The sequence below is a fragment of the Rouxiella sp. S1S-2 genome, assembly GCF_009208105.1.
GTDB lineage: Bacteria > Pseudomonadota > Gammaproteobacteria > Enterobacterales > Enterobacteriaceae > Rouxiella.
On the sequence record NZ_WFKL01000001.1, the window covers coordinates 2457255 to 2466474 of the forward strand.

Sequence of the window (9220 nt, forward strand, 5' to 3'; positions counted from 1 at the left end):
TTAACGTCAACGCACCCGAAAGGAAACTATCCAGACATGCTTGAATTGCAAAACATAAAGCTCTCCTATGGAAGCTCACCGATTCTTAACGGCGTTAATCTCTCGGTAAAGCGCGGTGACGTGGTATCAATTATCGGCCCCAGCGGTACCGGTAAAACTACGCTGCTGAGATGTATTAACTATTTGGCCAAACCGTCGTCCGGCAGCATTGCCTTTGACCAGATTCAGATGGACTACCAATCGGTCGACAAACAGGCCATTCAGGCTATTCGTTTGCGCACGGCGATGGTTTTTCAGCAGTTTAACGTCTTCAAAAACATGACCGTGGTGCAAAACGTGATGGACCCCTTAGTGGTGGTTCAGCGCAAATCGGTAGATGAGGCAAGAAAAATTGCCCTTGAAGAGCTTGAGCGCGTTGGTCTGTCCGGAAAAGTTGACCACTATCCTTCACAACTTTCCGGCGGCCAGCTGCAACGCACGGGTATTGCACGCGCGCTGGCAGTGCGACCGGATGTGATCCTTTTCGACGAACCGACCTCTTCACTGGACCCTGAGCTGGTGGGCGAAGTGTTGAAAGTGATTAAGGACGTGACCTCATCCGGCATTACTTCGCTGCTGGTGACTCATGAAATGCAGTTTGCCAAAAGCGTTTCAAACCGCATCGTATTTATGGACCAGGGCGTGGTGGCTGCCGAAGGGAGTCCAGGCGACATTTTTGAGAGTCCGGCAAATCCGCGTCTTGCCCAGTTCCTCCGTTCTGAACATTCATATAACTCATAAAAAAGGATAACAACAATGCCTGCAAATAAATCGACTTTACGCCGCCGTTTCAGCCTTGCTCTGCTGGGTGGTGTGGCTATCGCTGCCTCCTCAATCGGCTATGCCCATGCCGACGTGCGGGTGATTAAAATTGCGACTGCCGCGGAATCAAAACCACTTTCGTGGGGCGCTATCGGCGTTGAACCTCAGGGCTATGAGCCGGACCTGTTGAGAGCCATCAACGCCAAGCTGCCTCAGTACAAATTTGAAATGGAAGGCGCCGGAGAAATCGCTCAGGAAACGGGCCTCGCTACCGGTAAATACGACATGGCAACCGCCGGTTTTTATATTGCCCCCGAGCGCAGCAAACAATTCCTGATCCCGTCCAATCCTGAAGGGGCCAGCCTGATGAAAATCTACAGCCGTAAAGACAGTAATATCAGCGAGATGAAAGACCTGGTGGGCAAAAACATCGTTCCAGTGACCGCTGGCGGTGGTGTTTATAAATTTGTTAACCAATGGCAGCAGGAAAACAGCGGATACAAACTCAATATTAGCGCCTCCAGCGCCGGTGTGCCTTATCCGGACCGCCTGAAAGAAGTTCAGGGCGGCAAATATGACGCGCTTATTTTGCCTTCGAACCTTGGTGAGCAGACCGTGATTGATAACCTGAAGCTTAATATTAAAGCCAGCGAGCCGGTGGCCATCAAAAACACCTACGTGCTTATCCATCGTTCAGATGAAAACAAAGTGTTGGCAGACGATGTAAACAAGGCGCTTAAAGAGCTTAAAGACGATGGCACGATGGCCAAGCTGTCGCAGAAGTGGTTCGGCGAGGACGTGGTTAAATACATCAAGTAGGGTACATAGCCTAACCTAACCCCTCTTTCTTTGGTCAACGGTCAAAGCTGAAATTACATTTAGGAGTGTTTCAACGTGGATCTTACTACCATGATTCCCGAGCTACTCTCGGCTTTGCCGTTGACGCTAGCGATTATGTTTGTGGCGCTTATTGCCGGCTTCCTGCTGGCATTGATTGCGACAACCTTCCGAGTGCGCAGAATATGGGGCATTAGCCAACTGGCAGACCTCTACGTGTCCTACGCCCGCAGCGTGCCGGTTGTGCTGCAACTGTTTGTGGCTTTTTACGGCCTGCCCATTTTTGTTGGACTGTTTGGCATGAAAGACTTCATCACGCCGACGCTGGCCTCAATGGTGGGGTTGAGCCTGTATCACGGCGGCTATTTATCCGAGGTGATGCGGCCTGCGTATTTGGCCGTTGAGCGCGGACAGCACGACGCCGCCGACAGTCTGGGGTACAGCTTTTACCAAAAAGTGACCCGCATTGCCGGCCCGCAGGCGTTACACATTGGCCTGCCGGGTTATGGAAACGCCATTATTTACCTGATCCACAACGTGGCGCTGGTGATGTACATCGGGGCCGCCGACGTCATGGCAACAGCGCATCTGATTATGGAACGCTCTTATAATCAGTACCAGTTTGGAACCTATCTGGTACTCGGCGTTATCTATTCGGTACTGTGCCTGATTGCCTGGCTTATCGTGCGTTTCTTCGAGCTTCGTTTGTCTAAATACACCTCGAAGAATGCGCCCACCAAGATAAAGCTCACGGCGAGCATCTGACAGAGAGAAGGTCACTAAGCTATGTTTGATATCGATGTATTGATTCCGGATTTTTGGAGTATTTTAGACGCGGTACCCAATACGCTACTGATGGCGTTGACGATATTCGTCTTTTCGACCTTAATCGGCGGTCTGTTTGCGTTTATTGAGCACAAAAAGATACCGGTGCTGCGCCAACTGGTGGTGGCGTACAAAGTCACTTTCAAAGGCATTCCGATGGTGGTGATGATTTTCCTCGCCTACTACGGTTTACCGACGGCAGTGCACTTCACCGCGTCACTGTTCGGGATTGACTATAACGGTCACTCATTGCCGAATTGGGTGATCATTATCGTCGCCTTGAGCGCCTGCGTAGCGGCATTTCAGGCCGAGGTTATCAAAGGGGCGTTAAACTCGTTTGACAGCGGTCAGGCCGATGCGGCCCATTCACTGGGGTATACCGGCAGTCAGCTGTTTCGGCGGGTGCTGTTCCCACAGATGATTATTGCGGCCATTCCTGACTTGGCCAACTCGTTCATGGTGATTATGAAGGCGCTTTCACTGGCCTTTGCGATTGAAGTGGTCGATATATTTGCCCAAGCGCAGCTAGCGGCGGCACTCAATTATTACTATCTCGAAGCTTTTTTGGTGGCAGTGGTGTTTTACATGGTGATCGCCTACGTGGTAACCAAGATTGCCGACAAGCTTGAAGCAGCACTTAGGATCCGCACCTAGTCCCTGAATTTAAGTATTAAAAAAGCCGGTCAGCGCTGCCGACCGGCTTTAAACGTGCTTAAGACGTTATTCTTATACATCAGCAGCTAACCGACTATAGTTGTCTGCCAATCTCAGCAATCAGTTAATTTCAGGATGCTGATCGATAAGGTTCTTTCTCTTACCCTGCAGTTCCGCAATTTGCGCATCGATATCTTCGATTTTCTGTTCGATATTATCATGATGCTCCTGCAAAATTTCTACCGCTTCCGCTCTGTCAGACGCTGCAGGCGTTGCCCCTTTCAACGGCTTGTTGGCGGTTTCTTTCATATACACACCGGTAACGAGCCCAATAACCGCAACCACCATCAGGTAGTAGGCAGGCATAAACAGGTTATTGGTCGCTTCAACCAGCCAGGCAGCAATCGTTGGCGTGAGGCCAGCAACCAGCACCGAAATGTTGAAGGCGATAGCCAGCGCGCTGTAGCGAATATTAGTTGGGAACATCGCGGGCAAGGTGGATGCCATAACGCCGATAAAGCAGTTGAGCAACACGGCAAGAATAAGCAGACCGAGGAATATCAGACCAATCACGTTGCTTTGAATCAAAATGAAGCACGGAATTGCCAGAATAAACAGACCGATACTGCCGATAATCACGAATGGCTTACGGCCAAAACGGTCACTCAACAACCCCATAAACGGTTGTACAAACAGCATACCGACCATGATGGCAATAATGATCAGCAGACCGTGATCTTCCGAGTAGTGAAGGCTGTGCGAAAGGTAGCTCGGCATGTAGGTCAGCAGCATGTAATAGGTGACGTTGGTGGCGATCACCATACCTACACTGATAATCAATGCCCTCCACTGCTTGGTGAAAATTTCGCGGAACGACACTCTCGGCGGTTCTGCAATCTCTTTACGCGAGTTGCTGTCGATTTTGTCAACGTGCTGCTGGAAGGTGGGCGTTTCCTCCAGCGCGTGGCGCAGATAAATACCGATTAGACCCAAAGGTGCAGCAATAAAGAACGGCAGACGCCAGCCCCAATCCAGGAAGTTTTGGTCCCCAACGATGCTGGTTATCAGAATAACTACGCCTGCGCCGAGAATAAAACCGGCGATGGAGCCGAAATCAAGCCAGCTGCCCAGGAAGCCGCGTTTTCTGTCCGGAGAATACTCCGCCACAAAAATGGCCGCACCGGTATATTCGCCACCCACCGAGAAACCCTGCGCCAATTTGGCTAACAGAAGCAGAATAGGCGCCCAGATACCTATGCTGGCATAGGAGGGTATCAGGCCGATACAGAAGGTACTGACCGACATGATGATGATGGTAATTGAAAGCACTTTTTGGCGACCAAACTTGTCACCGAGCCTTCCAAAGAACAGACCGCCAAGAGGACGGACGAGGAAGGGAACAGAGAAGGTTGCCAGCGCGGCAATCATCTGCAGACCCGGATCTGCACCCGGGAAAAACACCTGACCCAGCGCGACGGCCACGAAGCCATAGACACCAAAGTCGAACCACTCCATGGCATTACCCAGAGCCGCTGCGGTGATAGCTTTTTTAAGCTTGCTATCGTCAATGATCGTAATGTCATTGATATGCATCGGTTTAACACGTTTCTTTCTTAATTTAATCATATACTTCCCTTGTCTAAACTCACTCCACAATTTTAAGCGGGAGAAACTTTACTCTGAATACACGGCCTTAAGCATAAGTATTATAGGAGGTTTAACGAAGGAGGCAAAAAGTTAACCCCCTGCGCTAAGGATAAATATTTATTGATGTCCGCAACCCCTACTTTGCGAGCAGCGAACCCAGGGGTAAGGTCATCAGACGATATCGCCTGCCTCATAATGTAGAAATCAACATGCGTATGAAAAGCAGTCTGGGCACGCTGGCAGTGGCGGCCATACCTGGACTCGCTCTGGTGTATTACCTGCCAGGTAAACGAAAAAACTTCGCTGTCGACTCAGGCAGTTAAAGCCGCCATGGCGCGTACTGACACTATTTATAGGATCGCGGATTCGACCAAGTACCATCCCGATGTGGAGCAGGCGCTCAGTGACTTTGGTCGCGGTGGATTGCCTCTTTATGTGATTTATCCCGCAGACGGTGGCAAACGGGTCATGCTAGCGCAGGTGCTGACGCCGGGCATCGTTATTTACGCACTCGATCACGCAACGCAAAATGGGATCAAATCGTGAAGGGCAGAAATATAAAAGCCTGCTGTCATAGGCCTTGTTGACACTGTGTTTGTCAAACTTAGCGATAATAATCTATAAAAAAGCCCCACCGAATGGCGGGGCCTGATAGTCGGTAAATTAATTATTTCAGAACGGCAATGGCAGCGTCATAGTTTGGTTCGTCGGTGATTTCACCCACCAGTTCGCTGTGCAGCACGTTATCTTGCTCATCGAGCACGACAACTGCACGCGATGTCAGGCCAGCCAGAGGGCCGTCGGTGATAGCAACGCCGTAGGCTGATTTGAAATCGTCGCCGCGTAGGGTGGAGAGCGTCACCACGTTAGCCAAGCCTTCTGCGCCACAGAATCGAGACTGTGCGAAAGGCAGGTCGCCAGAAATACACAGCACCACGGTGTTGTCGAGTTCGCCAACTACCTGGTTGAATTTACGCACGGACGCGGCGCAAACGCCGGTATCAACGCTTGGGAAAATATTCAGGACTTTACGTTTACCGGCGAAGCTGCTCAATGCGACGTCTGACAGGTCTTTAGCGACCAGAGTGAACGGCTTGGCGACGTCGCCTTTTTGCGGCAACTGACCCGCAACGCTAACAGGATTGCCTTGAAGATGTACGGTCTGAGTCATGATTTATCCTTAATGCGATGTTGCAAGAGTGCTCAAGTTTACAGGCACTTTGTTGCAAAAGTATGGGTTTTTCAATCAGTTCAAGTTTAAGTTAACAATCGGGTCTTTAAAAGGTCAATTTACAGTGTGGAAACTTTTCGTTTTCGCCGGTTCGTTCGCCAGTCAAAAATGTCTTGCCCAACGCCCCTCGACTATAATCATCAAAGCCTCGCTGCATCTTGCCCGACGGCGTTTTGATGGAGTAGTGAATGAGAAGCGTACGCTTTTATCCTGAAGCCTGGCCGCTGCATACGGCCTTTGTTATTGCTCGCGGCAGTCGTAGTGAAGCGCGTGTTATTGTGGTCGACATTGAAGAGGACGGGGTGGTTGGCACCGGCGAGTGCACGCCGTACCCGCATTATGGTGAAAGTGAAATTTCAGTGATGGCCCAGCTGGAATCTGTGAGTCAGCCTATTGAAAACGGCGCTGACCGTCATGCAATCGAAAAGCTGTTGCCCGCGGGCGCGGCGAGAAATGCCCTGGACTCGGCGCTGTGGAATTTACAACAGCGGCAGAGCGGTAAAACACTGTGGCAACTTACCGATACTCATCCCGCGGCTTCAATCAGTATGGCGCAAACGCTGAGCGTTGATACTCCCGAGGCGATGGCAGAAGCGGCGATTGCCCATCAGCAAAATGGCGCAACGTTGCTCAAAATTAAACTCGATAATCACTTTATTACCGAACGTATGGTGGCAATTCGCACGGCGGTGCCCAATGTCTCCCTGATCGTTGATGCCAACGAGTCCTGGCAAAGCGAAGGGCTGGCGTCGCGCTGCCAACTGCTAGCCGACCTCGGCGTGTTGATGCTTGAACAGCCACTGCCCGCGGGTCAGGATGAAGGATTGGCAAACTTTATTCATCCGCTGCCCATTTGCGCCGATGAAAGCTGTCATACCGCTGAGGACGTGCCGTTGTTGGCCGGTCGCTATGAGATGGTCAATATTAAATTGGATAAAACAGGAGGGCTCACCGCCGCGCTGAAGCTGGCAACTGCTGCCCGGGAAACTGGGCTGGAAATTATGCTCGGTTGCATGCTTTGCACCTCACGCGCGGTTCGCGCAGCGCTGCCATTAACGGAGGGAGCAAAGTTTATCGATCTTGATGGGCCTACATGGCTAGAAAAAGACGTGGTGCCCGGCCTGGCGTTTCACGGCGGGGTGATAGATTTACAGGCAACGGGTGATTGAATGATCGGCTATAAAGCGTAGTGCGCATCAAACCCCGGCGGCATTAACCCCGGGGCTTGAGATGTTGTACGGTGATCTTAGTGCAATGGCCTTAACGTGGAAAACTACTTCTTGGCCAACGGATCAAATACGGTGTAAGGCGCACAGGTATAAACCTGGCCCGCCATGGAGAGCTGGTAAAGCTCTGCACCTTTGGTGCCCGCTGAGTTTTCATTAATGCCGAATTTGATCACCGTATTTGAGGGATCGGGCGTAAATGTTTTAGTGTCTGCGTTGTAAGTGGAAAGTGTGTACTTCACTTTGTCACTCTCATCGGCAGTACGGTTGCCAAAATAAATCTGCGAAGCGTTAGTTTTAGGATCGGTAATCTGCATAACCATCGTGTCATCGCTGGCGATCGCGCTGGTCAGCACCTTCATTCCGCCGCAGTGTGTGTATCCCGCTGCCGTGTAATCACCAATCATATCAGCGGCATGTACCACATTGGCCATAGATCCAATAACCAGCAGTGACAGAAGCATTTTTTTCATTTTGTTATTTAACCTGATGTAAAAGGGGCGTTATGTTTGCAAAAGCGTGAAGCCTCGTTAGCGTAGTGTATGAATTCGTATCTCAGCGTCTATTTCTTCAATGCAAGAAAGTATGTCAGGCTATGCCCGGCGCACCTGTTGACCTTAAATTCGTTCAAAGCTGACCCGCCTTTACGTTCAAAATGCCCGCCGGTATAAATTTATCGACAGTGACTACATCTTGAAACACTCTTACGCGGTGCACACACACCTTCATCGGGCGCACATGTCATTATTAGCCTGTTTATCGGTTACTGCCACTGTACGCTTTTAAAACCGATGTGTTGGAGCTTCAAAGAGTTAACGCTAGACTTATATAAATGAGAAGAGAAAGTGAGGAATAACGTGGACGTGATTAAGGGTGAAGAACTACAGGTCTCTGACGCAGTTTATGCGTATCAGCTCGACGGCAAAGGTGGCGTGAGCGAGATTGACACGAATTGCGAAGCCAGTATCGCTAAACCCTGCTGGCTGCACCTCGACTATTCCATGCCCAACAGTGAAAAATGGATTAACAGTACGCCCGTTTTACCCGACAGCGTGCGGGAAGCCTTGGCCGGCGAAAGTATCCGGCCTAAAGTGCTGCGCATGGGCGACGGCACATTGATCACGCTGCGCAGTATCAATCTCAATGCCAATGCGCGTCCGGATCAGCTGGTCACCATTCGTGTATATCTTACAGATAAAATGATTGTTTCCACGCGTCATCGCAAAGTGTTTTCGATGAATGAAATCATCAATGACATGCAGCAAGGAACAGGCCCCACGGATACCGGCAGCTGGCTGGTGGAGATGTGTGATGCGCTGACCGATCACACCAGCGATTTTATTGAAGATCTGCACGATAAAATAATCGATTTTGAAGATGCTCTGTTGGAGCAGCAGGTGCCTGAGCGTGGACAAATGGCGTTACTGCGTAAGCAACTGATCGTACTGCGTCGCTACATGTCACCGCAGCGTGACGTGTTTGCCCGACTGGCCAGTGAGCGTTTTCCGTGGATGACTGACGACGAGCGCCGCCGTATGCAGGAAATTTCTGACCGTCTGGGACGGGGCCTCGATGATTTAGATTCAAGCATTGCGCGCACGGCGGTGCTGTCTGACGAAATCAGTTCACTGATGGCCGACGCGCTGAATCGCCGCACCTATACTATGTCGCTGCTGGCGATGGTCTTCCTGCCAACCACCTTCCTGACCGGCCTGTTTGGCGTCAATTTGGGCGGCATACCCGGTGCCAGCAATCACATGAGCTTTGCGGTGTTCTGCGCTTTGCTGGTGATTCTGGTTGGCGGCGTGGCGTGGTGGATGAAGCGCAGCAAGTGGTTGTAACGGTTAAATAGTGTTTTAAAAATACATAAAAAAAAGCCGGTCATAGACCGGCATTATTCGAATCAATTACGCTATGCAATAATTCTAAAATTCTTAAATAAGACAATATGGAGCACAACGCCCATCGCTTGACGTTGCATTCACCTGCGATATGAATA

At 50.6% G+C, this 9220-nt stretch carries 9 protein-coding genes and 1 pseudogene; 7 read left to right on the forward strand and 3 right to left on the reverse strand.

Annotation, left to right across the window (positions count from 1 at the left end):
• Positions 1 to 36 precede the first annotated feature (36 nt).
• The 4 genes from GA565_RS11620 (at position 37) to GA565_RS11635 (ending at position 3117) form a co-directional block, all read left to right on the forward strand.
• A complete protein-coding gene (locus GA565_RS11620) occupies positions 37 to 780 on the forward strand; it encodes an amino acid ABC transporter ATP-binding protein (protein WP_152198577.1) in 744 nt (247 codons plus the stop codon).
• 15 nt (positions 781 to 795) lie between these two features.
• Positions 796 to 1620, forward strand: a complete 825-nt coding sequence (locus GA565_RS11625; protein ID WP_055771455.1) for a transporter substrate-binding domain-containing protein — start codon at positions 796 to 798, stop codon at positions 1618 to 1620.
• 90 nt (positions 1621 to 1710) lie between these two features.
• The gene (locus tag GA565_RS11630; RefSeq protein WP_226951029.1) at positions 1711 to 2403 is read left to right on the forward strand and encodes an amino acid ABC transporter permease; all 693 of its coding nucleotides are present in this window, start codon (positions 1711 to 1713) and stop codon (positions 2401 to 2403) included.
• Between the two features lie 21 nt (positions 2404 to 2424).
• Positions 2425 to 3117: an amino acid ABC transporter permease gene (locus tag GA565_RS11635; RefSeq protein ID WP_152198579.1), complete on the forward strand. Its 693-nt coding sequence runs from the start codon at positions 2425 to 2427 to the stop codon at positions 3115 to 3117.
• Positions 3118 to 3237: 120 nt separating this feature from the next.
• Here the strand turns inward: GA565_RS11635 and proP are convergent, their stop codons facing one another.
• Entirely contained in the window at positions 3238 to 4740 is a 1503-nt protein-coding gene (proP, locus tag GA565_RS11640) for a glycine betaine/L-proline transporter ProP (protein WP_152201457.1), read from the reverse strand.
• 291 nt (positions 4741 to 5031) lie between these two features.
• On the opposite strand from proP, the pseudogene GA565_RS11645 reads away from it, so the two are divergent.
• A pseudogene (locus tag GA565_RS11645) lies at positions 5032 to 5310 on the forward strand (thioredoxin family protein); the annotation flags it as partial.
• Positions 5311 to 5431: 121 nt separating this feature from the next.
• Here the strand turns inward: GA565_RS11645 and tpx are convergent.
• Positions 5432 to 5935, reverse strand: a complete 504-nt coding sequence (gene tpx / locus GA565_RS11650; RefSeq protein ID WP_055771468.1) for a thiol peroxidase — start codon at positions 5933 to 5935, stop codon at positions 5432 to 5434.
• Positions 5936 to 6183: 248 nt separating this feature from the next.
• On the opposite strand from tpx, the gene ycjG reads away from it, so the two are divergent.
• A complete protein-coding gene (gene ycjG, locus GA565_RS11655; protein ID WP_152198580.1) occupies positions 6184 to 7164 on the forward strand; it encodes an L-Ala-D/L-Glu epimerase in 981 nt (326 codons plus the stop codon).
• 104 nt (positions 7165 to 7268) lie between these two features.
• Here the strand turns inward: ycjG and GA565_RS11660 are convergent, their stop codons facing one another.
• Complete coding sequence (locus tag GA565_RS11660; protein ID WP_055771476.1) at positions 7269 to 7694, reverse strand: hypothetical protein; 426 nt, start codon at positions 7692 to 7694, stop codon at positions 7269 to 7271.
• 384 nt (positions 7695 to 8078) lie between these two features.
• Here GA565_RS11660 and zntB point away from each other — a divergent pair, with 384 nt between their 5' ends.
• A complete protein-coding gene (gene zntB, locus GA565_RS11665) occupies positions 8079 to 9062 on the forward strand; it encodes a zinc transporter ZntB (protein ID WP_055771479.1) in 984 nt (327 codons plus the stop codon).
• Positions 9063 to 9220 lie beyond the last annotated feature (158 nt).

Bases quoted from the DNA above. Each gene is read 5' to 3' on its own strand.
- GA565_RS11635 (WP_152198579.1), top strand. From the start codon at position 2,425: ATGTTTGATATCGATGTATTGATTCCGGATTTTTGGAGTATTTTAGAC.
- GA565_RS11620 (WP_152198577.1), top strand. From the start codon at position 37: ATGCTTGAATTGCAAAACATAAAGCTCTCCTATGGAAGCTCACCGATT.
- GA565_RS11630 (WP_226951029.1), top strand. From the start codon at position 1,711: ATGATTCCCGAGCTACTCTCGGCTTTGCCGTTGACGCTAGCGATTATG.
- tpx (WP_055771468.1), bottom strand. From the start codon at position 5,935: ATGACTCAGACCGTACATCTTCAAGGCAATCCTGTTAGCGTTGCGGGT.
- GA565_RS11625 (WP_055771455.1), top strand. From the start codon at position 796: ATGCCTGCAAATAAATCGACTTTACGCCGCCGTTTCAGCCTTGCTCTG.
- GA565_RS11660 (WP_055771476.1), bottom strand. From the start codon at position 7,694: ATGAAAAAAATGCTTCTGTCACTGCTGGTTATTGGATCTATGGCCAAT.
- ycjG (WP_152198580.1), top strand. From the start codon at position 6,184: ATGAGAAGCGTACGCTTTTATCCTGAAGCCTGGCCGCTGCATACGGCC.